Here is a 23,866-nt window from a genome sequence, read left to right as displayed (position 1 = left end):
AGCGTGAGCAGTTCAGAGGCAATCGGCAAACTGAAGGAAACCTGTAGCGGCTTGCAATTCATGAGTGAGTCCGACTACCCATTTGAGGTGTTTGCTTGGGAAGGACAGGCTGGGGCATCTTTGACTCCCGAAAAACTAGCTCAAGCAACTGGACACCCAGCAGATGCCCCAGTGAAGGTGATAACTTTGTCAGATTTCTTCAGATCCTCAACTGAGGAGCAAGATTGGTTCGGCCCCGAAGAGAAGGAGAGCGCTGCTAAATTCAAGAATCTAGAGAACACGATCGCTAGCACCCTGAACGACGTGAAGGTTTATCGAGTCGGGCAAATCGAGATTGATGTTTATATCATTGGTACCTGTGGCAATGACTGCGTTGGACTCTCCACCAAAGTCATTGAAACCTGATTACTGACTATCAACATTGGCTTCAATCACCGTCTGTACCGATTGCGGCACGTTGCTCAAAAAGTCGTACTGGGTCTTCGCTTCAATTTGGTCCACCGAGGTTTTGAAGGACTGCCAGCTATTCCTCTTAATCCCCTGTCGATTCGGCATGTCTACAGCAATGACTCGCGTATTGCTAGTGATGCCCTTCAGTCCGGCACCTGGCTTGTCGAGCACCACAATTACTTTCCAGGTGCTGGCTGGAACCACAACCTTGCCTGTTGCCAGTGTGGTCATTGTACCTTTGCTACCCACACCACCTTGGCCCCTGCCTCCAGCGATGATGTAGAGCTCTTTACCCTGCCTGACTAAATCTCGGCAGTATTCCTCCAATGCCACCCAAGGCCCCTGATTATTGTCTGGAGCTTGGGGAATGATGTTGGTCATCAAAAAGGTGGCAGAATTTGCCTCGACTGTCCCCCCTCGATCCTCTGATGAAGTGAGATGGCCGCGATCAAAGCCATTGTTTGTATAGTCTCTGGGAGTTACCCGATACCAGCTCGTTGGAAGCTGGGGGTCTGGGCGGAAATCATTCTGTCGCTCCGCCTCTCCCAACCATTTGGAATTCAGTTGCCAGCTCACCCAGTTGGGAGTGCCTTTGCTGCGGTTGTAGGACAGGGCATACTGGGGCTTCACCATCAAGTAGTTATTTGCTTGAGCAACATCGGCCACAGCGTTACTAGGATTGCCCAGCCGTAAATGAACACTTCTAGAAGTCGGTGGCGAAGGTGAGGGGATCGGAGTTGGCGTTGGCGCTGAAGGTGGACTTTCAATGGGAGGAGCGATCGCGCATCCAGCTAAGGCCAACAACAGCCCAATTAAGCACGCCAAAAAATTGATGGGCACGTCACGCCTCCCAAAAGCTGCACCTTCTCAATATCTTATGAGGATTTCTGGGTACTAAAATGAAAATCTTTAGCTTTTTATTCAATTAGTTATTTAGTCTAAAGCTAAAACTTTCAGGTTATCTGCTTGGGCTTGTAATAGCTCCAGGCAAATAATTTTTAAAGAAGCTCAGATCGAGCCTTGTCATTCCTCCAAACCTATGAAATTGTTCGCCATGTCATGATAAATTCTATTTCCATTTTCAAAGACTGATATTGAGATATATGCATTTTTGCGGCGCGGATTGAATTCAGCGACTTGATAAGTAAATTTTCCATTACGAGCTTTGAGCAACCAAGGATTTGCTCTATATCGATTATTTCTCTCTTCAATTGGTAAAAATACTTGTGCATTACTTCTTTTGTCTTGGCCAATATAGTGATACGCATCTCCAAACTCTTTGCATATCGCAATGTTATATTTGCTTGTACTAAATGCAATTGCTGTGATGAGATTCTTGTTTTTACAAAGAATGGACTCTCCCGGAACTGATTTAGCTAAAGCATTACTGGATGACAAAATTATAGAAACACAACTCAAAAATGCATAACCTAATAGCTTCATAATTTTTAGCTCAATAAATGTAGTGGTGTTGATAGAAAAAAATTGAGGAGTTTACCTCACATCCAATTGCCCCAAGAATATAGTCAGGCTAGCAACATTGTCCCTGACTGAGACGTGGAGCATTTGATAGCACATTATTCCCAAGGATTAACCGTTAATATCATTCAAATTAATCCTATAAAGCCAAACTTTTTTGCACAACATGCTTGCAGAGGTTAATAGAAATATAGTTTTAGCTGATGCTTTAGTTCTAGATAGAAGTTAGATGATGTCAGTAAAATTTTTATTCATTATTTAGAAGCTGTTTTCATTTTGTATGTTTAGAAAATTCAATAGCTGGGCAAATTAGACATTAGCAAATTAAGAATCTTGCAGAGGTAAATATGAAATTTTGTATTGCAACAGTTTTTTTGCTAATCTTTGGAGCTTGGATTAGCTATCCAGAAACTCCTCGTAGTCAAGCTTTAGAAGCAACGAATATATCTGTAGAAGACGGCTTCAAGACTTTCGGTAGCATAGCACCTTATAAAGGAAGACCCCAAAATAATGCTGAGATACTCCAGAGAAATGCTAGCCCAATTTCTGTTAGCTCAGCTTATGTAAAATTGACTGAGGGATCTCGGGTGGCAACAAATGGGATGGGTCCTGTTCTGGTAGGGATGACTGTTCGTGAGGCATCAAGAAATGCAGGTGTGGAATTGATTTCTACATATACTAACCCCAATGGATGTGCTTTCTTCAGACCTCGCTATGGCCTAACTGATGTGAGCTTTATGGCTACAGCCAATCGTATTGCGAGAGTTGATGTAAGAAATCCGAAAGTGAAAACTCTGCGTGGAGCAAAGGTTGGGGATAGCGAGGAAAAAATCAAATCATTATATGCCGGACAGATTCAAGTAAAACTTCACCCTTACACAGGCTCTAGAGGTGGACGTTACCTTATTTTCGTACCGAAAGATCGTGAAGATCAAAATTTTCGTATAATTTTTGAAACTTCGAGTGGAAAAGTAGTTCAATATCGAGCTGGTAAGCTTCCCGAAGTTGACTATATTGAAGGTTGTTCCTAAGAAGAAAATATCTTAGAGCGCAAGTGCTCAATCTTCGTATACTTTCCTTAGAGTTCAACATCACCTCAGAACAATGGCTATCTTGAGGTGATGTAACCTGCTTTTAAAGTGTCATTCAATAGAAATTTTTGCAGTGACAAAAGTTACCACGCACGACAAATAGATTTGTCTCGGAGCTGTGTACAATACATTACCTTCTGATTATTTGACATCCTACGCTGTCTTTCCTCACTACCAATTCGCTTTGTAGTTTCAGGGTTGCGGTAATAGCTTTTTCCACAAACACCATCAACCCTAACCTCATCATTACTCCTGCAAACCTTTCCCCCTCGACCAACTAGTCCCCACTCAGTTTTTGTTTTAACGCCATCTTCCCAAGTTAGGGTACTACTCCCACCTCCAGCCCAAGAGACAGAGTCATAGATACAGGTTTGCTTAAGTTCTAGCTCTTCTCCACGGAAGAACATGCAGGTAACAGGAGTAGGTTTAACCATTCCTGCATGAACTGGAGCAGCCAAAAGCACCGATGACACCAGCGGTACCAAAGCAATTAGCCTTCTCATAAGCGCTAGCGAAAAAAACGTCACGCATATTATCTGCATTCATCAAGCTTCATGCCTCTGTACATGCACTTGTAATAATCCTTCTTTATTGGTTTGGTCAATGGCTCTCTAAGTAATTTCGTCCTGTCTTGTAGGTCCTTACATATTTATTCCCAGCTCCTTAATAGCTGGGTAAAATGGCGACAAGGCAAAAATATAGAGATTCATCTTGACGAAATTACGCCAAGGCGAAGATAAACACAAGCTTGGATTTTAGAGATCTGTTAGCTTGGTGCTACTTCCTCGAAGAATTGCAATGGCCCAACTATTAAGGCGTTTGTTTTCTATTGTTCCTCGACTACTCATTGCTTGTGTCGTTGCCGTTCCTCTTGGCTTCATTACTTATATTGTGCTCTTTCTATACGCTGTTCCACCTCTATTGAATTCGGGTAGGGCGATCCCGACTTATACTGGGTTTTCCGTTCAATACTTAGGTCTTATCGGCAAAGTTTCCAGTCTCCGTTGTTTCACCAATGGGTTAAGCGGAGACGGCTATGGGTACTACTGCCGTTTTAAGATGAACTCATCAAATATTAGGCAGTTCGCTAGGAACCTGCGCTTAGAGTCTGGCAAACTAGTTGCAGACTATGAGTGCGATCCATCGAATATAGACTCAGACTCACCCCCAGATATTGCCTCGTACCCCGAAAGGGGTTGGTGGAAGCCGTCAGAACTTGAGGAGGGAGGACGAGTACAGTGCTACTCAAAACAATTTCCGACACTGGACGAGATTGAAGTGGTGTATTCTCCAGTAAGCCAAATTGCCTACATCAGGCATTCTGATTATTAAGCGTTCCAGCCTTGCAAACACTGGAAAAAGAAAAGCACACCTCCCAATCAATTTATTGCTCTTACAGCGTAGCCAGCCTGAACTCCTGGCCCAAATATAATTACATCTTCATTTTGTAGATCGTGAGCTTGCAGCTTATGACCATTAATTAAGAAGCCATTCGCACTAGGTTTGCCCTTGAGGTTGCCATCGACAATCCGATAGTAATAGCTGTCGTATTTGTGAGGGAGTCGCACTAAAGTAGCATGACGGCGAGAAACAAGCTGGGAGATCAGGCAAATATCGCATTTAGGATCGCTCCCAATTGAGTAAATAGGATTACTAAGAACGAATTCTCGGCGGTTTTTCTCGTATTCAACAACCAGGCAATGGATCTGCTGCATTGATGTTGCTTACAGAAGGATTAAATTTCCGACGACCAATTTCCTAGCTTACTGACTTAGCATGAGAATTCTCAAATAGCTTAATTTGTCACAGTCTTGGGAAAGATATTAGAGCTTTAAGGTATTAGATTGCCAGCCTCACAGATTGGTAGGTGCGTTACTTAGTGCCTAGTTGCAATGCCACACCGTTCCTTCATGGAGACTCAGTTATGCGACCCTTAAAGACGATTGTCCTCGGCGTGGCGACCAGCTTCCTGGTGGTCATGGGCGGCACGGGGATGGCGCGGGAATGTGCTGAGAGCTACAATCGCATCCCGATGTATGCGTACCAGAACTTCTTGGTCAACTGGGACGAGCAGGCCGAGCCGCGATTCTATGCGCTGATCAGGACGCCCCAGGAGTACGACCAGCTGTTCCATCCCGCACCGATCGCTGGAGATCCCCGCCCGTTCCATCCGGAGGCGAGTCTGTACGAGAAGAGCCAAATCCTCATGGTGGCGCACGTGTTCGCCTCATCTCCCGATCCGTCGAAGGCGGACCAAATCTTCGAGGTCGAGCGGGTGACGACCAAAGCTGGGGAGTTAACGCTGCGTTATCGACTGAAGCGCCCGAAGTCCGACGTCAACGCCGGGGTTGACGATGCACGGTTCAAGTTCTTCCTGGCAATCCAAGTGCCGAGAGCGAATTATCGAAAAGTGACGATCTTCGAGGATGGGAAGCTCGTTGGACAGCTCAAGCCATCTGAGGGGCTATGGACCGTCCCGAAGCCAGCGCCGGAGTGACGTGGGGCGTGGGCAAAAATATAGAAATTCAACTTAACGAAATTACGCCAAGGCGAAAATCACAAAATGTGAATACTTTTATATAGAGTTTTTAGTCTGCCGTAATACATCTATTCACAAGTTAGAACAACAATGCTTAATCCTAACTATTAGTACTTCATTAATTCTCTAAGCATTCTTCTATAGCCAGAAGAATTTCTTTAGGTTCATAAGGTTTTGCAATAAACTTAGTATTTGAAGGATAAAGATTTCTAATCTTATTAAAACTACTGGATAGTAGCAGATACCCGCTGACAATAATTACAGGCATCGACTTTATTCTTTCGTCCTTTGATATCTTACCTTGACGTAATCTCTGAATGAAATCACAAGCATATTGTCTATCCTCTTGTTGTATTGAATCAACTAAAAGATGGTCGGAAATCAAAATATCATATTCATTTTCTAAAAGCTTGCTTGTTGCAACTTCTACTATAGAAGCAATATCAACAATCTCAGCCCCTTTTTCTTCAAGATAATCTGCTAATAATAGTGAAAGATACGGATCATCATCAACCATCAATATCCGTGGTGCTCTTTCCCTGAAGTTATTACATTCTTCGTTCATACAATCGCTCCTCTCTACTATCTCGAAGAAGTTGCTGAAGGTCTGAAAGATTACTTCTTAGGAACATTAGGTGTTGTTTATCAGCGCTAGACAGTTCTGATACATATCGTTTATGACGAAGGCTTTCTTTTAGGAAATTTTCAACTGAAAGCACTTGATTCTTAGCCCTGTGTAAAGCATTGGATTCAAATTCATTCAAGCTTGCTAAGTTTTCCTCATAGCACTTAAACGATTCTTCTCTCAAGCAAGTAATACGATGTAATGCAGTTTTAGAATCAAGGCTTGATCTTATCGAGGAAAGAATGAGCTGTATTTCATTCTTGGCTTGCTGAATTTCCTGTATTGCCAACTTCAAGGATACTAGTGATTCGTTTAGCTGAGAATCAATAACTGATTGCTTAGCAAGCGTAGTTGTAAACTCAAATTTCAGCGCTTCAATCGCTCTGCTTGCACGAGCCGCATATTTTTGACTAATGACAGCGGTTGCCAAACTCATTAATGCCACACAGACAGACGCACCTGACGCAATAAGGGCAACGACTAGTTCGGTTTTCATGCCAGCCTATCCTGCATTAACTAACCCAGATCTCAAATTCGCTTTCAAATTAACAACAACATTAGCAATTTCAAGATTTACGTTAGTTTTGATTGAATCACAGGTGCTTTTCTCCAGGTTCCTAGCGGATTAATTCTTGCTGTACCAAGACTACAAAACAGAAAGTTAGGAATCCTGAATAGTTCGTTTCAATTTTCTCTCAAATTCTCAAATTCTCACTTGTTAAATGATGCAATCACTGCATCCCACGCTTCATTAATCTGCTGCTTTTGCTGAATCTTAGCGATCGCGCCCAGTTCGTGTCGCATCTTTCGCAGTCCACCTATCAACTCTTGGTCTGACAAGCTAGTTCGCCTTGCATTCTGACTGGAGATTTCCTTGCCTTCCTGAGTCCGTGGCCCAGTCGATTGCTCCCAAGGTTGCCATTCCTTGATTAATTGCCGCTGTCTTTCTCTGGCCTCTGCTGTCCACCTTGGCATATTGCAAAACCTCTCAAACTTTTACTTGAAAATCGGGGAGCGTAACGCTTGAGTGACCTTGATACACACTGCACCAAAGTTTCCCAGACAAAATAAAAAGGTCTGGATTGCCGCCCCTCTTCACTGGGGCGATCGCCCCTAACCTACCGGAACCACTGCTTCTGCCCCACTGCTTGCAACAAGAAGTTTCGGCCCGAATCACCCCGTTGTAACCTAGCCTGGACAAGTTCACTGGCTTCCTGTCTCTTCATCTCTTGTCCCATCGCCTGCCGATTAGCCAGTAAGTTCTGAGTCTGCCTGCGTTCATCAGATGCTAATCCTTCGCGCTGACCTTGGAGCTGACGACCGCTGGTAAGGTCAGTAGTGCGATAGTTCCAACTACCTCCAATGTTCGCTACATCCCGGCTAGCATTGGCTCCAATTTCAGCTTGGCGTATTTGTGCATTTGCGCCAATGCGTGTGCCCTCAAGATTGTAGCGGCCCATCACCTCCTGCCCTTGAACGTTGTACCGTCCCGCTACTTCCTGCCCCTGGACATTGTACCGACCACCAATCTCAGCCTGCCGAACTGCTGCATCTGCCCCAATCTGAGCTTGTCTGGTGGAGGCTCCGGTTTGAGCTTCAATGCCCTTCAATCCAACGTCTGCCCCATACTTTTGACCCTCTAACTGCTTGTCCATAAGGGATCGTTGAGTGGCTAGATTCCGGGCATCCTTCCGAGTTTCGTAGGATTCGGTATCTTGGAATTCCCGTTGGCGATCGCCTTGGGCCTCCTTCTTGGCCCGAACTCTAGTACCTTCTGTTGCGGCCTCCCGTCCAGCCGCTCCACGAACAATGCTGCCCCAATCGTTCGGTGCTGAATTTCTCAGCTTCTCACCCAGCTCTGGGCCAAACTCAGCAAGCCCATTCTTTGTAATGTATTCCTCAACGACTCGCTCTTTGTTGTCCCAAGGCGCAAGCACTTGACGACCGATGACAGGAAGCGTAAAGCCTTTGTCCGGCCCCTCTAAATTCTCCAACTCGCCTCTGCGCTTATCGAAGTAGCTCATCTTGTCCTCTTAGTATTGGTGAAACGAATTTTGCTTGTCCCTCGGCGAACTGGGAACTTCAACTTACGCCGCTTCCGATCGCGCAGTAGGACGCGAATCAAATTCAACCCTGCCTCATTTACCGAACCGGGAGGGCTGGGATACTCCTCCCCATTGACCTGCTCGTTGATGTGCAATAGCTGTGCTTCTAGTCCCAGCAACGCCTCCTTCTCGGTGGCCCAAGTACCAGTTGCAAGGTTCACCCGCTGCAAGCTTTGGCTAGCTGCAACCACTCCCCACATAGTTCGCTCAGGCGTTCCTAATACTAAGGAGCGCCGAACCCGCAGGATGTCTCCCTTTACCTCAACTAGCTTGGAATCTATTGAATGGTCACTACCGTCATCAGATTGGCAAAGGAGAATCCACTCGTACTGATTGCACTCTGTTTCTGTAGTCATCTTCTCGGCCTATCCTGCTCATTTCTTACCAGACGTTTACTTCCTTCTTTCAGCCCTTCCCGTTCTTCCCGCAACTCCCGCTTGAGATCGCGGATGATTGCCGTGTGCCTGCTGCGATCGCCTTCAAGGAGCCATAACTCAAACTCAAAATTGTTCATTCTGCCATCCTCACTCCTTACTTAACTGGAGTTAAATCAGCTAAATCAACCCTCCAATCTAAATCCTCACCCACTCGTCGGACTCCCGCTATGGCAGTACCAGCCCAGACAACTTCCCATTCCCCTGATAGTGCCTTCCAAATTACGAGATCGCCAGGTTTGAGGCTAATTTGCTGAGTACTCGATGTTGATGAGGGGCCAGTGGAATTGGGTGACTTAGATTTAGGAACACCCCCTGAGGATAAAGATATATATAGGGGGGGGTGTTCCTTGGCATCCTGAATTGGTGTTTGTGGGGGTGGGACTAGGGGGTGTTCCTCGGTTAGAACCCCCTCATCCGTGAAGGATTTTAATGAGGGGTGTTCCTGTCGCCTCTTCCGCCTGTGCTCAATCACCCGTTTGCAGAGTTCCATTCGGGCTGGGTCAATGCGGTAAACCTTTTCCTTGTTCTTGCCCGTTCCAGCTTGCCTATAGACTGTGCAAAGCCCTAATCGTCGTAAGAACTCGCCGAGAACCTGCACGTCACTTAATTTCTTTGGGTCTTGCGGGATGTGGAAGCCCCAGATAGTTTTGATGTCGAGCGATCGCAGGCGGCAACGTTCAGCAAATTGGGCTAAGTCTGGATCACCTTTGCGCCATTCCAGTTCTGACTTGAGAAAGTCCTTAACGCCCAAGCTGTCGAGCAGATTGTGCTTGAGTGTGTAGTGGGAGCGATCGCTTGCAAGCGGATTGTTCTTCTGGTCTAAGGCATCATCCAACATTGCTAGAGCTGGGTCTGAGAGTAAGTGCTCAAGATGCTTCACACCCTTGCGCCATCTGCCATCATCATCAATTTTCACCAACTCAGGCGTGACCTCTAGCCCGGTGTCGCGGTGGAGCAACGTCTTGTAAACTGCCTGCCTGTCCGCCAGACTGAGAGTAGATGAGTTGGCCTTCTCGCTCAATTCCTCATCACTGAGAACACGAGCATTGGCGATCGCCTCACAATCCTGCTCATCAAGCCTCTTCTTGATCTCCCGGTGTGCGACTTTGATGTCTTCGTAAGTAACTGGCTCGTTGAACTTCAGGCTGTAGCCGCTTACCTCAAGCACCTCATAGATTGATTCACGAAGATTGGAGAGGCTAGCATTCTTCCGGGCTGCGAGCTTTGCGTAGAGTTCAAGGAAGGGACGATCCTCATGACTGATTTCCCCTACTGCACTCGCCTGAATTCCAGCAATCCTTGAGCATTTTAGGGTATCGAATGTAGTAGACTCCCGGTACTGCAACGCTTTGAGAATTTCCTCGGCATCGCATTCCCTAGCTTGAGTTGCCGAAGTGACCCAGATAAGTGTGGGTACATCTGGCCTATAGCGAAACATCGCTTGGCAGCACTCGGTTGCACTCAACACTCCTCCACGTATGAGAGCAAATCGATGAGTGAAATGCTCTTTATTGAGATCCACTCCAGTTCCCAAGCTACTGCTGTGGACCAGCCAATTCAGCTTCGTGTACTCTTTGTCGATCGACTCAATGAATCGGGCAACTTCCGGCTCACTTGTGACATCGCCATAGACTGCTTGCCCCTTGAGCTTTTGGAGGTCAGGATCAGCCTTAATTTGCTCCACAATTGAACGGATTTCTTGAGGGCAGTTGACGAAGAAAATTGCCTTACCACCGTTACGCAAGCAGTCTAAGAAACTCTTGATTAGTTCGCTCGGATCTTTCCCTGTGCTGACCTCAATTGGTAATCTCTCTACTCCCACTTTGAAGGTGGATTGAATAATGTGAACTTTATCCTCACCTCTGAGATGGCGGATGTAATCCACAAGAGTATCTGAAGCATCAGCGTCGGACAGCAAAACATACTCAGCTTCACGAATCAAATGCTCAAGCTTTCTCCTTGCAGCTTGTCTGAGTTCGCCTTTGAGAGTTACATTCTGCCGCTCCGTCAGGCTTTGAAAGACTTGTTCATGTTCATCGATCAGGAGAAGTAATGGCTTGTTTCGCTTAGACAAGTCCACCATCGCACCAAGAGAGTGCAGAGTAATTGCAAGGTTTGGATGAGTATTGAGGTTTACTAGGTTCCTACCAACTGATGCAATATCCTTAATTTGCTTGTGGGTGTCTAAGCCCATTTTGGGGGCAGTGTTCTCTAGCAGCGAATTCAGGTGCCCAACCTGAATCACGTCATACCCTGCGCTCTGAGCATCCCTAGCAATGGGCGATAAAATGTTGGAGGATTTGCCACTACCCCACGGTGCCTTGACTACCGTTATCCCAGGCTTCAAGTCGGATAGCTTGAGCTTGGGCAAATAGCGATCGCTAGTCACCACATCAGCTTTGTAGGTGAAGGAGTGTCGGGCAATTTCTTTGCGCTTCTCTGTGTAGTGCCTCTTCCAGATCTCCTTGTGACCGATCTTCAAGAACTCTGTGGGAGTGATGAAGCCGATCGCACTCAAGCTTTGCAGTTCATCAATATCTAAGTGCTCTTTAGTGAACTGCTTCCACCAGCCAACCCGAACGATGAAGCCCCAATCCTTCAGTAGATTCCAAGTAGCTTCATATTGCCTAATCACCGCTCGATTAGTGGGGGAACCTGCGTCAGGGTAGAAATCTACAGTTCTTGTTTCTAGTTCACAGGCCAGCCGCTCCAAACTTGCCTTGAGCAGTTGAGGGCTACTTGCGAAGAGACCACCCGCCGCACCAATCACCACCTGGCCCAGCTTCTCAGAGGTGATGAAGGGCTTGGCTCCAACCCCTTCTGCCATACCAATGCTATCCAGTTTCAACTTAGAGGGCCGATGGATTGCGAGTGGCAGCTCACCATTCTGCAAGTGTGGTGTTGGACTATCAAGGTTTGCCTTAGTTGCACTCGAAAGCCAGCGATAGCGGCCATCCTCTGCATCTCGTAAGCGGATTTGGCACCCAACAATCAAGCCGTTAATGTCTCGGATTGGGCAGAGGTAGCCTGCTCCAGACGTATTGAGACTGCGACCGTCAGCCCTAACTCCACTTAGTAGAGGAGAGACTTTACTTCTAAGCTTCTGCCATTGCTCAACCGACCTTACACCCCAAGCTTTGATTTGCTTGTCAGTTAAGCCACGTCTCCGTAGGTCAGCTTCATCGTCAGGGTGCAGCTCTAGTTGCTCAAGAAGCTTGCGGTAGTAGCGATCGCGTTCCTTAGCTGAGAGTGATTGAGTGTGCTTCTCCTTCTCTTTAGTGACTCGTAGCTGCCGTTGTGCTGTCTGAGTACGCTTCCACTCTTCACGTTGTTGCTCAGTCCAGCTTTGCCCGTCATCTACAATCCATTTACCCCAGAGTCCATTCTTGGTTTTCCCAACGAACTTAAAGCCTGGGACGTTGGGTGCTCCGATCAACTCGCTGAAGGTCATGCATAGTGCAATGTTTCCTTCAGTTTCCCGACATTTTGAGCTGACATCTTCACAAATTTGGCAGGGATTACCTTTGCGGGTAGGAATGTATTGGCTCACGGGAGTAAAACCTCCCGTCGTAAGTCGATCCAGACAGGATCAGATTGTCCTTCTTCGCTCACAAAAACCGCTGCGATGCGATTGGGAGTTTTGGTATTTAATAGATGCGGATTTTCAAGAGCTTCTTTGGAGCTCGGGTGTCTAAGTTGGGGGTACCCATTGCCCTCGAAAACTTGCATGAATCCTTCGGGAGAATCCCCCCCGTCAGTCCGCGCCCACCAGCATATCGACGCAACGACTGACTTGGTTAGTCGAATAGGTCCAAGGTATTGCGGCTTGCTTCTTTTTGTAAGAATCTTCTGCTCCTGATGCTTTTCAGCAGCCTTTTTCGTCTCATCTTGAAACTTACGAGTCTTACCCTTAGAATAAGAACGGGGAAGAAAATGCTTGAAACTTTTTGAATCTGCGGCGATCATAGATATGGGCACCTTTCATGCCTAAGCACAACAAGTCCCTTTAGCCTCTTCCGTGTGTACCACCACACTGCTTTGGCGTTTTAAGGGATGGATTAGTTAAATTCCTTGCCTGGTAGTTTTGGAGTTCGTAGCCCACCTAACCAGTGGCAAGATTTATTGACGGCCCTCACAGAAATGTGGGGGTTGCTCATTTCAGAGCTAGCTTTAGTTAAACATGGTTTTTATTGGAACCTCCGTTTACGCATTAAAACCTGTAAGCCTTATCCTGCAAGGGTTCTAGGAAGTCGATTTTTGCAGACAAAGCAGGCTTATATTTTCCTTGCCCCTTTTGAGCGGTAAACTTGCCATTCTCATCCCGTTCGACCATTCTCCAAAGTGGATTGCGATCGATGTTGCTGATGAATGCACTCCAAGCTTTTAGAAATGGTATCCAGTGATCTTTTCTCCACCGATCAGCCCTACGCTGAATTCCAATAGCTGCCTCTACCAATTTGAATGTGTGAGGTTCTAAGGCAGGATCAAAGGGATTAATATCTTCTTTCAACTTTTTAATTAAGTTTCTAAACTTGCTGACTGACTCTTTTTTGCTCTTAGGCCCTATTTTGAAAAGTCCTTTGAACTGAGCATTTTTAAGCTCCCAGACCACACCAGAAAACCAGTCAGTTGCATTGGCGTACTTAGAGCTTTGTTCTGAGGGGAGTGCGTGGCATTGAATTGCTAGTTCAAAAAACTGCTTCACTACATCAGCCCAAGTTTCCAAGCCAGCACGGAAATCGCCTTGTAACCGGATGGGAAGCTTATGGCGGGAGTCAAACTTCTTCTTGTATACCAGGTGACTGGTTAAAGCCCAAAACCCTTCAATATGGGCAACTTGAGCATCTAAGGCAGTATCAGCAATATGTAACCTAGGGAAAGGATGTTGTACCAAATCCAGACCTTTATCCCAAGGTGGCTCAATTTCACTTGTTTGTAGTAATGCGATTTCCGCTCCTGACTTAGCCATTACTACTGGTTCCTCGCTCACCATCCCGGCGTATTAGGTAGTCCATCACTCTATCAATACGCTCCAAGGCTGCCCCAGTTGTTGCGCGAAATTCTTTCATTTCGGCACGATCAATTGCTGTTTCTCGCGAAACTTCATCCACGGTTTGGATCAGGGTCTCAATTGCGCCTGCCATTCCCTCCTGTTGTTGTTGAAGTTGCTGCTGGAAGACCTCCTGCCTCTGTCTCAATTGATCGAGGGCAAGCAAAATCGTTTCACTTAGCGCCTCTAGCCGTTCGATTCGTTCTGTAGTCATGTTGGCCTCAATTACTAGGCTGAGGTGTTTCGTTACTTTGCTTTTCCTTAGCCTCAACGGCTTCCGTAATCAGGCGTGCCACAAGATAACTCACGCTCCGATCCTCAGAAAGCGCCCATGCTTCTAGTTTCTGCTTGATCTCGGTCGGCAGGTAGGCCGTGACTGCATCAAGTTGTCTTCTACCCATTAAGGACTGATTCGATACTGCCAGCATGATACCCCTTTTATTGTTTGCTGTTGTATTGCCTCTTAAGATACAGTAGCATACAGCTAGATACAGTATCAAACCGTATCCATAAAAAAAGAACCAGCCCCAACTTTCGACGGCAAAGGCTGGCCCATCCGCTGTTCACATACAAAACAAACGGAGTAATTTAATCATGTCAAAAATTCTCGCGCTTCAACCCTCTAAGACCAAAGTCTCTAGCAGAACCATCTGCACCACTATTCCTAGAAATACGCCTTTGCCTACCTTCTCCTTATTTCAAGAGGTGCAAATTGGCCCCGACGTTTCAGTGGTTGTAGTGGGCATCGAATATTGCAGCCGTGCGCGATCCGTAGCTATTTTTGAAAACTCAAACAGTCAGGGGTGGTGGGTTCATCTAGATTGGCGATTTACTGAGGACACCAAGCGAAATCGGGGACGAGCTGATTACATGGGTTACATCTGGTCTGAGGGACGCTTGCTGCGTGCTGCAAAGGATTACCAGCGATCGCTAGAGACTAAAGCAGCAGAACCCGAATTGATACTGATCGCAAGCTAGGCCAGGAGATTAGCCATGTCGTTCAAAATCGAATCGAAGCCCAGCACCATCGTAAGCCTGCTCCCACAAGAGATTCCACTTCCTCAGTTCCCACTGTTTGGAAGGCTTGAGATCGATGGGGCAACAATGCAAATTATCGGCCTTAATCACTACTGCAAGGAAGCGGCGGAACAGCTTGAGCTTCAACCTGGATGGTCCTATCAGGTGAGCAATGGTGGCCCCTTTGTCTCGGTGCTATCTGAGCAAGAACTGCTTGACTACTCACCCAGCAATCAGGTTGAGGTCGTTGCGATCGCAGCTTAGTTCTCACAATGAGACTTATTATCCCCCGGCGAGAGTCGGGGGTTTTTTGTTGGGTTGGTAGCTCTTTCCGCTCAAAGCACCGAAAAGTGTTTCCGAAGTCCTTCCGAATAACTCAATCGGAAACACTTCGGAAGTAGTTGCCTCCACCGAACCGCTTTCAAACCACTTTCAGTAAGGGTTTTTCGTAAATAGTTTGAAAATGGTTTTGCATAGAACTGCTTGAACCAGGTTACAACCAGGTTGCAAAAACGTTTTTGGGAAGTGCTTGTAACCTGGTTGGCAAAAACTAGAGCTACCCATCCCAGCGATCGCAGCAATATCGAGGGATTTGAAACCGCCAGTATCTCACCCCCTCTTCTGGATCTTCGGGCCTGGGGTTGGAGCCGTTTCTTTTAGCTGGTGTGAGTGGGGAAGAAGAGATGGAAGTACTTCTACTACCACTTCTGGAAGTACTTCTAATTCACTACTTCCAACCACTTCTAATTCACTTCCTACTTCCACTTCTAGAAGTACTTCTAACCACTTCCAGAAGCACTTCAACAACGGAGGAAGTGGGGTTTCAGCCCATCCAGTCTATGCAGAAACCACAGAAGGAATTAGGAAGTAAACTTACTTCCCCATGTTTCCAAGTCGTGCCAGCAGGGAACCTTGAACTCTAGCTCCCAATCCTCGATCATGAACAAACTGCTGTCTCTGGCCCGTTCCCTCCTGGCACCTCTACTGCCCCAACCAAACAACAATCCTCCTACCCCCACAATCGAAAGCTACGGGCAAGGTGACTCCGGCATCTCAATGGAGGAGATGCAGCCGATCATGGAGTGGTTGTTCGCAAGTCTTCTGAATGCTGGGTATTTCGGCACCGCTCACATTGTTTGGTACAACGATGCGGCACCTGACCCCAAGCTAGAAAAAGCAGTGAAGGATGGGATTAGGCGGGACGAACCCACGCTGCTTTATCGATGTGGAGCAAGAGTGCAACCACTACCCCACGGTTACTACTGGCGCTTAATGGCAGAGCACCCCTCCAACCGGATCTACCAGCTAGAAGTGAAGGATGAGGATTGATGAGGCGTAAAGTTCCAGAGTGCGATCGCTGCCTTTTCTATGCTCACAATCCTCATCTGGTCTGTACTGTGCATCCAGAAGGTGTGAGTAGCGATGACTGCCTGGATTTTCAGTGCGACCCTACAGCAGAACCAGAGGAACTTTGGGAACCGGAAGGAGCCAGCTACTATAACGGTGAGCTGATCGTTACTCCACAGCAGCAGTGGTCACGTTTGGAGCAGTTGGCTTTGCTTGACTCACACCCCATGTTCACAGGCCGATGTCCCAAGTGTGAGACTGGCATTACTTCGGAAAGTCTAAGAGTGCATTGGGATTGTGAGCACTGTGGCTGGATAGATGATTCGGTGTAGGGAACATAGTGCAATAAAACTTGCTGCTACTATGAACACTCCAAAAAGCGTGTGTTAGATTCTGGATGAAATGCCCCCCCTTCTTGTGTTCTGGCACTTCGAGTTTCAACGATGTGCTAGGAATTGAAACCACAAGTTAAGGGGGTCATCGCTTTTATAGATCAGTTCCTCTGCAAGCGACTTTATAGGCTTTCACTACACCGCCGCCCTTACCTCGATATTGGTCTTAATGGGGAAAATCTTTTGAAGCTGAGACTATGAAATCCGACGGAAAGTGCTGATGCAAATTGTGATAGCTTAAGTAAGCGCCGGATGGAGCATGCGCAGACCAGTTAACATCGCCGCGACGTGTTGGATTCGAGATTATGTTGCCATCTTTGTCGAGCGCAACAATTTCATCCACGAGCTGCCACAGCATCCAAACTCGTGTGAATCCTTCCGCAGGAGGATCGACGTGATGCATCGTCTCTTCCTGCTGCTCTGATGATGTTGTGATCTCGTGCGAGAATGAAGCTGACATTTTGGCTTGGAACCCCTCGATGTCAAGTCCTAGTTCAGCGCTGATGGTCTGTAAGTCGCTCTCAGTGATGCCGTGGGTTGACCTGTATGTCTTCTGAAAACTTTCGCCAGGCTCAAGTTGCATGTAACTTCCAGGAACTAGCACCCAGTATGAACGCAGTGTCAGCGTGTATTCGGCGGGACCGCCATCCCAGTAGGCCACAAGAGTTGATCCCCCGGTTGGGTTTGCAGCGCCTGGGATGTCGGGAACATATCCCTGCCAATCATCACCACTGTGCGAGTCGGCATCTGCGTACAACATTAGCCGATCGTTAGGTAATTTTGCTTGGACAATCGGGTCTGTCATGCTTGGAGGCCGCCACTCGAGATCTGTGATGATCGGCTTGGGGGTCATACTGGCTGAGTTGATAGTCGTAGCATTCATATTTGTTATAGCTGTGTTGCTGTACTGTTGTTTTTGGTCTGTAGAGTTCAACTGCTCACGTGGAGAAAAGTAATTGTCTAACTATTTGAACTCTTGCCAAACAGAATCAATGCCCCTACAGAAAAGTATGTTGCATAGAAACCGGATAACTCCTGTTTTTTAGGAGCTATGCTGAATCTTTATCGAATATGTGCAGTAACTTTTTATCTGGGTTCTTCCCAACTTGTGGTGACAAAAGGTGTAACGCGATCGCTTTACATACGATGCGCTGTAAATCCAAAGGGGCCATGTCAAGGCTGCTCTGATTTTGAGCCTCGTCAATGAATCTTCCGTTTACGATTCCCACTCATCCTTTTCAATGAAGAAGGGTTTCAAGGGGCTTCTTTGATCAGTAGGGGAAATGGGCGGGAGAATTTTGTAAAGCTCATCATATTGTTCCGCCGTGATGAGTTTAGCTTCATGGCTTTCCATGATCCAGCGGTTAGCAAATATAGATGTGTAGTCCAGTTTGATATGTTTTTTGGCTTCTTCTAAGGCTTCTTTGTGAGTTGAGAAATATTGGAAGCTTGGCGAAATATCACCCCGACTGTAGGGTGCAAGAAAATTGTATGCAAACTTGGCTCCATCCTTAAAGATTTCAATGGAGTAGCCAAAACACTCCCACTTGGACGACTTACCCAGACGTACTTCTTCCACCTGCCTCCATACCTTGCCCTCCCAAGGTGGATTGAACTGCTTGTTCAGAGCTGCCTCTACTCGGCTCCTTTCATCTGGATCTTCAACTACCAAGTAGCGGATGCAAGCTTCCGGGTATAGCGCTTTGATTTCTGCAAGTCGCTCGTGGGTTTTCCATCGCTTCCTTAAGTTTCCAGTTTGCCCGATGTAGGCAATCCCGAAACTTACCTGAATGAAATAGATGCCTCCTTGAGTGGGCAGTTTCCGTCGATCGCGCCAGCCAACCCCCGCTAAATTCTCAATCGTGGAACGATCGATCGTTAGCTTTACAGAAACTTTGGCAGGCTCACACTTGCACCCACTAGATTTCATTGATTAATCCTTGTTTCTATCAGGCTGCTTCTGTTCTTCCCTTTCAGCGGCCTGAGCTATACAAGGTACTCATATTAATTTGCTCACAGCTTTTGTCTTGGCCCACTGGGGCTATCTCTCAACGAACCAGAAGACACTGCCAGACTGGGCTGAAGCAGCAACAATCGTGCTCGAAGCCTGCCTAGGCCAGGTGGTTGTTGCCCTGCTGCTTCAGGAAGTCGAGTAAAAGCGAAGGCTTTTGCAACGGCAAGGATGGGACATCCAGATCACGAGGTGCAAGATATGAGGTAGTTGTACTACTTTGCTGCTGCCGATCGCCGTTGCCTCGACTCTTGTGCTGCCTGGTGCAACTCCTCAATACTGCATTGGTAAAGCTTGCATAAGAGAGCGAACTGGTCTAGCCGCAACCGTGGAATTGTTTTGCCCTGCTCCCAATTACCAATAGTCGAGACCGCTACTCCTAGCTGAACAGCTACTTCCTCTGCTTTTAGCCCAACCCTTTGCCTCAACTCTTTAATCGTCATACCAAATCAACTCAGGAGAACACCCGAGGTATCGTAACATTTGCTAACGGGTTAGTACTAATCCGTTGACATTACCACTAATGGGTTAGTAGTATGAGGCTCAACAGCACCTCGAAAATTGAATAGAGGCTCTGATTGTCCCAGTTCAGTCCTCAGGTAGTGCCTTCGCTGCGCTTCGGCTGAATGGGAAATTGTAGTTTTGGAGAGGCGCTTCGGTAAGCAAGCCGAACGATGGGTGCAACTCCCGTCAAGCGCTTTAGCCGCACCCCGACACGTACGCGGCAAAAAGGAGATTCAAAATGAACGTAGTATCCATTGAGAAAGTTGCATTTCAAGTTGCTGATTCCGCTATCGTTGCTGGCATCTTCTTCGCTCAATTCACCAAGCGCCACGGTCAACGCCTACTCGCTATCCTCGAAGACCAAGCACGTCAAGACTTGGCACTCACTCAGCCTGCTCTAACCTTTCATGCTCGTGCAGCAATCACTGAGTTAGACCTAATTGTTGACGACTTCCAGAATGATGCTTATGACGCATTGGCTACGGTGTTCCAGGTTCTAATGCTTCTCCCTGACTTCTATTACTTCATGGTTGAGTGCCTAGACCACGAAATCCCCGTATACCTCGAAGCTGACCTCAAGCCAATGGGCCTAGTTGTACCCGAAGTTGTTGTACCTCAACTCACTGCTCCGGCGATCGCTGGTTTGCTACCTCCCGCATCTGAGCCTGAATTTCCCACCATCGAAGTTTCCGCAGTTAAACCTGAAGCTGTCCTAGTTGCCGGGGGAAACCTGGTGGTTTCTGCCCCTACTTCAGTGGTTGAGTCTCTACCTGCTGATTGGAATCTAGACAAGCGTGGTCGCAAGCTTCATGGCTCAGCGCTCCAAGCTCGGATGAAGAAGTACGGCTTGGCCACAGCCTAGCACTTGGGTAATAGCAGCTTCGCAGCTCTCAAGATTTCTCGAATAAAAAGGGCGATCGCCAGTCAGTAGATCGCCCTGCACCACACAATACACACCACCATGCTATCTAACATCTCCATCTCTCACGCCTCTGCACGCAGAATTCTCGGATGCCAAGTTATCGAACGACTCCAAGTGATGAAAAATGGAGCTGTTCAAGTCACATACCGCAGAACTCAAGACACTACCCGCTGCTCCACATTCCTCAGCCGCAAAGCATTTGAGCAGGACTTCATCGACTTCCGCAAAGCTGGAGCCAAGGCCATCACCAACATCACGCCTTGGATTGGTACGGATAATCATTTCTCCGTTCGCAGTGTTTCAATGCCTGATGCCCCTCCATATACCGTAGTAGTTGAGGGCGATCGCCACACCTGCACTTGCCCCGACCACCAGAAACAGCGAGATGCTGGACGGGAGAATCCCATCTGCAAGCATGGTTTCGCGGTTGCCAACTACCTCTCTGCTCCCCTCTCTGCACGGGCTGGACTGCGCCAAGTGTCTAAGCCTCAGCCGATTAAGAGAGTGATCTACTATCGGAGCGGCCCAGTGATTCATACCTTCATCAGGGCAGGCAATGATGAGCCGAAGCCCTACAAAACAATCCGCGAAGATGAGTTGGCCTGGATGACGGAAACCTCTCAAGCAAAGGGCTGGAAGGTGATTGATGCCACTCCAGTAATCAACGCTCCAACTCCCCGCCAGTCCTACGATTTCGTGAATACCAATCGCGGTCCAGTTCACGTTTAAGTTTTCCATCCCTTGCCTGGGAGGTAGGTTAGACCAGGCTCAGAGTGCATCTTGAATCGTCACAAAACCTGTTCTGGGGGAGAGCAGCCCTTGCAAGACCTAGCTCTCCCTAATCCCCAACTAAAGAGGATCGTCACCATGTTAAACCCTGCCACCACAGAAACTGATTCCACCCTAATTTTCTTCATCGAATGCGGACCTCGGATGGCCGCCTGCATTATTGATAACCCCAAGCACATTGACTCAAATGATTTGTATTTCGGTTTCAAACGGAAAGATGAAGCCAAAGCATTTTGTAGGATAGCGATCGAGCATGGATACGGCATTTCCCCCAAAGTTCAAAAGGCAGAATATCTCAAGGGCGGAGGTATTCGCTGGGAGGTCACGGTTTGGAGAGTACCAAGGTGGCGCATGAATGAACTTGCAAAACGGGACATGCAGGATTTCACTGCCGAGAAATCGATGGGCAAATTTCTAAATGAGTGCGTTTCTAAGGGCTCAATTTCTACAGCAGAGCGCACAAATCTCCTCAACTCAATGCGCTCCAATGGCTCCTTGTTTAAGCCAGTAACTCGTTAGAGATTCAGCTTTCTCAAACTTCTTCTAAACCCCTAGTTCACTACAAAAACTAGGGGTTTTTTGTTGAGTAATTTCAGTCTTTTGGAGTTACCCAAAACTCGTATTTTTCGGCCTTACATAAGGCACGATACCACTATGTTCAACTCACAATTTTATGTTCACTGAAAACCTCTCTCTTCTTCCCAGTTCACAAACCCAGCAAGCGATTAGAAGCTTTCAAGTTCGTCAGCCCCAATCAATGCGAGACAAGCTAGCTCAATACCCTGGCGCTTACGATGATCCAGCTTTGGGGCGCAATCGGCTAGGCTCGATGAGGGTGCTTCGAGAGCTGAAAACTCTTGATACTCCTTCATTTCCAGAGTTAGTTGAAAGCCGATTTGATTTATCTCCAGGGTATGTAAAGCAAGTAGTTGGATACTCGATGCTCCCCGACACTACTGCATCTAATAAGAAGTTGGATGCTGCTCAATATCGGCAGTGGCTAGCTGATCCTAATTTCGATCCATCGAAGCGAAGAATGACTGAGTTGGCTTTAGCCTCGACTGAAAAACAAATTGATAATTTGGTTGCTGGTAATGCTGCGAAAATGTTGAATCGTCAACGCTATGCAGGCTTTCAAGACCCTGAAAGATTGAGAGCGAGTCAAGCATTTTCTGAGCAATACATTGGTGCCGATCCTAATCCCCAGAATTTATCCATTGGAACTGCTGCCGCATATCAAGAGCTAGCGGAAACAAACCAGGCATTAGCTAATCTTGGAAATCGGTTTGGTGAGGGTGTGGATAAAGATTACCTCAGCAGAATCGACCGGGACAAAGTGGCTGGACATCTAGGGCTGACCCAGATGCAAATGCTCGACCTCGATCCTAGTCAAGCCCGATCGCTGGGTTTAAGAGAGAAGCCTTACCGAGACTTGGTGCGAGATGATTTCGAGGGTGGCTTTAGACCCTCAATGCCGCACTATAACCACGGCACAGACTACAAGCATTCCTACAGCTTGGACGATTTGATGGATGGTGTTTACGCCTCACAAAAGTCTAGTCCTGGCATTAAGGACATCCATGATGGCGATCGCTATGTCGATGATCGGAAGTTCACCGTTGCTGGCAAGCCGCTCCAATATGCAGCTTCTGGTGGGCAAACGCTGGAGCAGTTAACACAACAAGCTGAGACGGACTTTGGAAGACGGTTAGCTGACACTTCCTCCCGCTTAGAAATTGGTAACAGGGATATGCCAGTTTCCGATCAGATGATTATCAATGATCGCAATCGGCAAGAGTTGATTGGAGAGTTCGAGGGCAGTACAAGGATTGCTCCGAAGGCATCAGAGTATCTAGAACCTAAGTTGCCATACTCGCACTTGGGGGCCAACACTTATGATTACGCTCCAGTTGTTCAGGATGCCCAAGGGAAAGCGTATCGGGCACTCAGCAAAGCTCAATATCAGAATCCCCTAGCTGAGATGGAATCAGCACTAAAGTACCAAGTCTTGCCACTCGCCGGAACAACTACCACTCCTTATGCGGCAAGAGCTAAGAACGACTTTATCCCTGACATAGGAGGGGCAACCCTCCCAGGTCGAGGAACGTATGGAGGTGGCGTTGAGGCAGCAATAATGTCAACCCCTCGCACTATCCTCGCCCAACCTCTCCCCATGCACCCCTCTCGTGCAGAGCAGATCGCCTCAGCTAATAATCAAGTTTCAATGGTATCGGGTGTTCCTCGTCGCAATGTTGAAGTTATCCGACTAGGCCCAACCGATCTAAGTTCTGACGCATCACGCAGCTACCATCAAGATGCTCAGGCTGGTCAGGCACTAACTAGAGAAGCATTTGCCCGACAGTTCCCCGATGCGATCAGTCAAGCTCGTGCAACTGGTTTGCCTGTAACTCAAGTACTCGATCGCAACTATGATGCTGCCCTAAAAGCTGGCATTGCTGCAACAACCGACGCAACAGCCACTCCTTTCAACCTCACCAGTCCTACAGAACGTCAAGGCTTGTACCGTGAGGGCAATACTCTAGATTCCCTAGTTGCAGCTCACCAAATTAGAGACGATGTTCGAGCACAGGTTCGGCCTGGAGACTATGGCTTGGCTCCTGTCGATGCACCAGCCAATCCCAACGCAACGCTTCGAGCAATTGCCGGACGTGCTCAACAGCAAAACTTAGATGCACAGCAATTAGAAATGGGGCGAATCTTTACCCCTACACAAGCGCTGCAAGCTGACCCCAGAGTTGAAGCACTCCGAGAGAAGGCGATCGCCAAACAACAAGAGATTGACGCAGCTCAAGATTTGATGGCAGTTCGTCAGCAACGACAGGCTCAGAGACTAGCTCCAGCGAAGGTTGCTGCTTCACCCTTTAGTCAGCGTCAACAGCTTGTTGTCAACGATGCCAGGATGGATTCTGCGATCGCAAATCTACAGGCCCGGACTAACCCAAAAAGTAAGTTGGGTGAAGTCTTGAGCCGAGTTGTTGGGGCCGGGATGATGATTCGCTGATCTGCTAGCATGGCTGTAACATGCGGTGAGGCGAAATCCCACGTCGGCATTAATTACCCCCCTGATCTGGCTTGCTAGGTTGGGGG

General features: G+C 47.4%; 29 protein-coding genes. 12 read left to right on the top strand and 17 right to left on the bottom strand.

The genetic code is table 11. The features are described from left to right. Positions 1-405 (top strand): nuclease A inhibitor family protein (locus tag NDA01_RS24950; protein WP_348230112.1); only part of this gene is annotated, 405 nt, incomplete at its 5' end. Here the strand turns inward: NDA01_RS24950 and NDA01_RS24945 are convergent. Next, positions 406-1,290 (bottom strand): DNA/RNA non-specific endonuclease, encoded by an 885-nt coding sequence (locus tag NDA01_RS24945; protein ID WP_431193514.1) that lies wholly within the window; start codon positions 1,288-1,290, stop codon positions 406-408. A gap of 183 nt (positions 1,291-1,473) precedes the next feature. Further along, on the bottom strand, positions 1,474-1,893 hold the full coding sequence (locus tag NDA01_RS24940) for a hypothetical protein (RefSeq protein ID WP_348230111.1): 420 nt from the start codon (positions 1,891-1,893) through the stop codon (positions 1,474-1,476). 383 nt (positions 1,894-2,276) lie between these two features. Between NDA01_RS24940 and NDA01_RS24935 the strand changes: the two genes are divergently transcribed. Next, a complete protein-coding gene (locus tag NDA01_RS24935) occupies positions 2,277-2,960 on the top strand; it encodes a hypothetical protein (protein WP_348230110.1) in 684 nt (227 codons plus the stop codon). 1,439 nt (positions 2,961-4,399) lie between these two features. Here NDA01_RS24935 and NDA01_RS24930 read toward each other — a convergent pair. After that, positions 4,400-4,735, bottom strand: coding sequence for an FHA domain-containing protein (locus NDA01_RS24930; protein WP_431193513.1), 336 nt, complete (start codon positions 4,733-4,735; stop codon positions 4,400-4,402). Positions 4,736-4,944: 209 nt separating this feature from the next. Here NDA01_RS24930 and NDA01_RS24925 point away from each other — a divergent pair, with 209 nt between their 5' ends. Then, positions 4,945-5,517 carry a hypothetical protein gene (locus NDA01_RS24925; RefSeq protein ID WP_348230109.1) on the top strand — a complete coding sequence of 191 codons (573 nt, stop codon included), beginning with the start codon at positions 4,945-4,947 and terminating at the stop codon, positions 5,515-5,517. A 160-nt stretch (positions 5,518-5,677) separates the two neighbouring features. On the opposite strand, the gene NDA01_RS24920 is transcribed toward NDA01_RS24925, so the two are convergent. From NDA01_RS24920 to NDA01_RS24870, 11 genes are all read right to left on the bottom strand, one after another. Then, entirely contained in the window at positions 5,678-6,124 is a 447-nt protein-coding gene (locus tag NDA01_RS24920; RefSeq protein WP_348230108.1) for a response regulator, read from the bottom strand. Continuing rightward, positions 6,108-6,680, bottom strand: a complete 573-nt coding sequence (locus NDA01_RS24915; protein ID WP_348230107.1) for a hypothetical protein — start codon at positions 6,678-6,680, stop codon at positions 6,108-6,110. The genes NDA01_RS24920 and NDA01_RS24915 overlap by 17 nt, the downstream gene beginning before the upstream one ends. A 215-nt stretch (positions 6,681-6,895) precedes the next feature. Beyond that, a complete protein-coding gene (locus NDA01_RS24910) occupies positions 6,896-7,159 on the bottom strand; it encodes a hypothetical protein (RefSeq protein ID WP_348230106.1) in 264 nt (87 codons plus the stop codon). Positions 7,160-7,302: 143 nt separating this feature from the next. After that, complete coding sequence (locus NDA01_RS24905) at positions 7,303-8,208, bottom strand: hypothetical protein (protein ID WP_348230105.1); 906 nt, start codon at positions 8,206-8,208, stop codon at positions 7,303-7,305. Beyond that, positions 8,205-8,645, bottom strand: a complete 441-nt coding sequence (locus tag NDA01_RS24900; protein WP_348230104.1) for a hypothetical protein — start codon at positions 8,643-8,645, stop codon at positions 8,205-8,207. The genes NDA01_RS24905 and NDA01_RS24900 overlap by 4 nt, the downstream gene beginning before the upstream one ends. Next, entirely contained in the window at positions 8,642-8,803 is a 162-nt protein-coding gene (locus NDA01_RS24895) for a hypothetical protein (RefSeq protein WP_348230102.1), read from the bottom strand. The genes NDA01_RS24900 and NDA01_RS24895 overlap by 4 nt, the downstream gene beginning before the upstream one ends. Before the next feature lie 17 nt (positions 8,804-8,820). Beyond that, positions 8,821-12,276, bottom strand: coding sequence for a plasmid replication protein, CyRepA1 family (locus NDA01_RS24890; protein WP_348230101.1), 3,456 nt, complete (start codon positions 12,274-12,276; stop codon positions 8,821-8,823). After that, a complete protein-coding gene (locus NDA01_RS24885) occupies positions 12,273-12,692 on the bottom strand; it encodes a hypothetical protein (protein ID WP_348230099.1) in 420 nt (139 codons plus the stop codon). The genes NDA01_RS24890 and NDA01_RS24885 overlap by 4 nt, the downstream gene beginning before the upstream one ends. Positions 12,693-12,936: 244 nt before the next feature. Further along, on the bottom strand, positions 12,937-13,695 hold the full coding sequence (locus tag NDA01_RS24880) for a hypothetical protein (RefSeq protein ID WP_348230098.1): 759 nt from the start codon (positions 13,693-13,695) through the stop codon (positions 12,937-12,939). Further along, positions 13,688-13,990 carry a hypothetical protein gene (locus tag NDA01_RS24875; RefSeq protein ID WP_348230097.1) on the bottom strand — a complete coding sequence of 101 codons (303 nt, stop codon included), beginning with the start codon at positions 13,988-13,990 and terminating at the stop codon, positions 13,688-13,690. Before NDA01_RS24875 ends, NDA01_RS24880 begins: the two co-directional genes overlap by 8 nt. A 7-nt stretch (positions 13,991-13,997) precedes the next feature. Next, positions 13,998-14,204 carry a ribbon-helix-helix domain-containing protein gene (locus NDA01_RS24870; protein WP_348230096.1) on the bottom strand — a complete coding sequence of 69 codons (207 nt, stop codon included), beginning with the start codon at positions 14,202-14,204 and terminating at the stop codon, positions 13,998-14,000. Positions 14,205-14,370: 166 nt separating this feature from the next. Between NDA01_RS24870 and NDA01_RS24865 the strand changes: the two genes are divergently transcribed. The 4 genes from NDA01_RS24865 (at position 14,371) to NDA01_RS24850 (ending at position 16,472) form a co-directional block, all read left to right on the top strand. Beyond that, entirely contained in the window at positions 14,371-14,754 is a 384-nt protein-coding gene (locus NDA01_RS24865) for a hypothetical protein (protein WP_348230095.1), read from the top strand. Positions 14,755-14,769: 15 nt separating this feature from the next. Continuing rightward, positions 14,770-15,057 carry a hypothetical protein gene (locus NDA01_RS24860; protein WP_348230094.1) on the top strand — a complete coding sequence of 96 codons (288 nt, stop codon included), beginning with the start codon at positions 14,770-14,772 and terminating at the stop codon, positions 15,055-15,057. A 675-nt stretch (positions 15,058-15,732) separates the two neighbouring features. Further along, on the top strand, positions 15,733-16,122 hold the full coding sequence (locus tag NDA01_RS24855; protein ID WP_348230093.1) for a hypothetical protein: 390 nt from the start codon (positions 15,733-15,735) through the stop codon (positions 16,120-16,122). After that, positions 16,122-16,472 (top strand): hypothetical protein, encoded by a 351-nt coding sequence (locus NDA01_RS24850; protein ID WP_348230092.1) that lies wholly within the window; start codon positions 16,122-16,124, stop codon positions 16,470-16,472. The genes NDA01_RS24855 and NDA01_RS24850 overlap by 1 nt, the downstream gene beginning before the upstream one ends. 226 nt (positions 16,473-16,698) lie before the next feature. Here NDA01_RS24850 and NDA01_RS24845 read toward each other — a convergent pair whose 3' ends face one another. Then, a complete protein-coding gene (locus NDA01_RS24845; protein WP_348230091.1) occupies positions 16,699-17,385 on the bottom strand; it encodes a hypothetical protein in 687 nt (228 codons plus the stop codon). Between the two features lie 198 nt (positions 17,386-17,583). On the opposite strand from NDA01_RS24845, the gene NDA01_RS31985 reads away from it, so the two are divergent. Continuing rightward, on the top strand, positions 17,584-17,739 hold the full coding sequence (locus tag NDA01_RS31985) for a DUF6464 family protein (protein ID WP_431193512.1): 156 nt from the start codon (positions 17,584-17,586) through the stop codon (positions 17,737-17,739). Positions 17,740-17,748: 9 nt separating this feature from the next. Here the strand turns inward: NDA01_RS31985 and NDA01_RS24840 are convergent, their stop codons facing one another. Further along, positions 17,749-18,462, bottom strand: a complete 714-nt coding sequence (locus NDA01_RS24840) for a GIY-YIG nuclease family protein (RefSeq protein ID WP_348230090.1) — start codon at positions 18,460-18,462, stop codon at positions 17,749-17,751. A 296-nt stretch (positions 18,463-18,758) separates the two neighbouring features. Next, positions 18,759-18,986 (bottom strand): helix-turn-helix transcriptional regulator, encoded by a 228-nt coding sequence (locus tag NDA01_RS24835; RefSeq protein WP_348230089.1) that lies wholly within the window; start codon positions 18,984-18,986, stop codon positions 18,759-18,761. A gap of 299 nt (positions 18,987-19,285) precedes the next feature. Between NDA01_RS24835 and NDA01_RS24830 the strand changes: the two genes are divergently transcribed. The 4 genes from NDA01_RS24830 to NDA01_RS24815 all read left to right on the top strand — a co-directional run bounded on the left by NDA01_RS24830 (position 19,286) and on the right by NDA01_RS24815 (position 23,780). Further along, positions 19,286-19,909 carry a hypothetical protein gene (locus NDA01_RS24830; RefSeq protein WP_348230088.1) on the top strand — a complete coding sequence of 208 codons (624 nt, stop codon included), beginning with the start codon at positions 19,286-19,288 and terminating at the stop codon, positions 19,907-19,909. A gap of 99 nt (positions 19,910-20,008) precedes the next feature. Then, positions 20,009-20,698 (top strand): SWIM zinc finger family protein, encoded by a 690-nt coding sequence (locus NDA01_RS24825; RefSeq protein ID WP_348230087.1) that lies wholly within the window; start codon positions 20,009-20,011, stop codon positions 20,696-20,698. A 138-nt stretch (positions 20,699-20,836) separates the two neighbouring features. After that, positions 20,837-21,277 (top strand): hypothetical protein, encoded by a 441-nt coding sequence (locus NDA01_RS24820; protein ID WP_348230086.1) that lies wholly within the window; start codon positions 20,837-20,839, stop codon positions 21,275-21,277. Between the two features lie 154 nt (positions 21,278-21,431). Then, on the top strand, positions 21,432-23,780 hold the full coding sequence (locus NDA01_RS24815) for a hypothetical protein (protein ID WP_348230085.1): 2,349 nt from the start codon (positions 21,432-21,434) through the stop codon (positions 23,778-23,780). Positions 23,781-23,866 lie beyond the last annotated feature (86 nt).

It is taken from the genome of Trichocoleus desertorum AS-A10, assembly GCF_039962155.1.
In the GTDB taxonomy this organism is placed as follows: Bacteria; Cyanobacteriota; Cyanobacteriia; order FACHB-46; family FACHB-46; genus Trichocoleus.
Note: the sequence above shows the minus strand (reverse complement) of the source record. Positions and strands in the feature narration are given on the sequence as shown.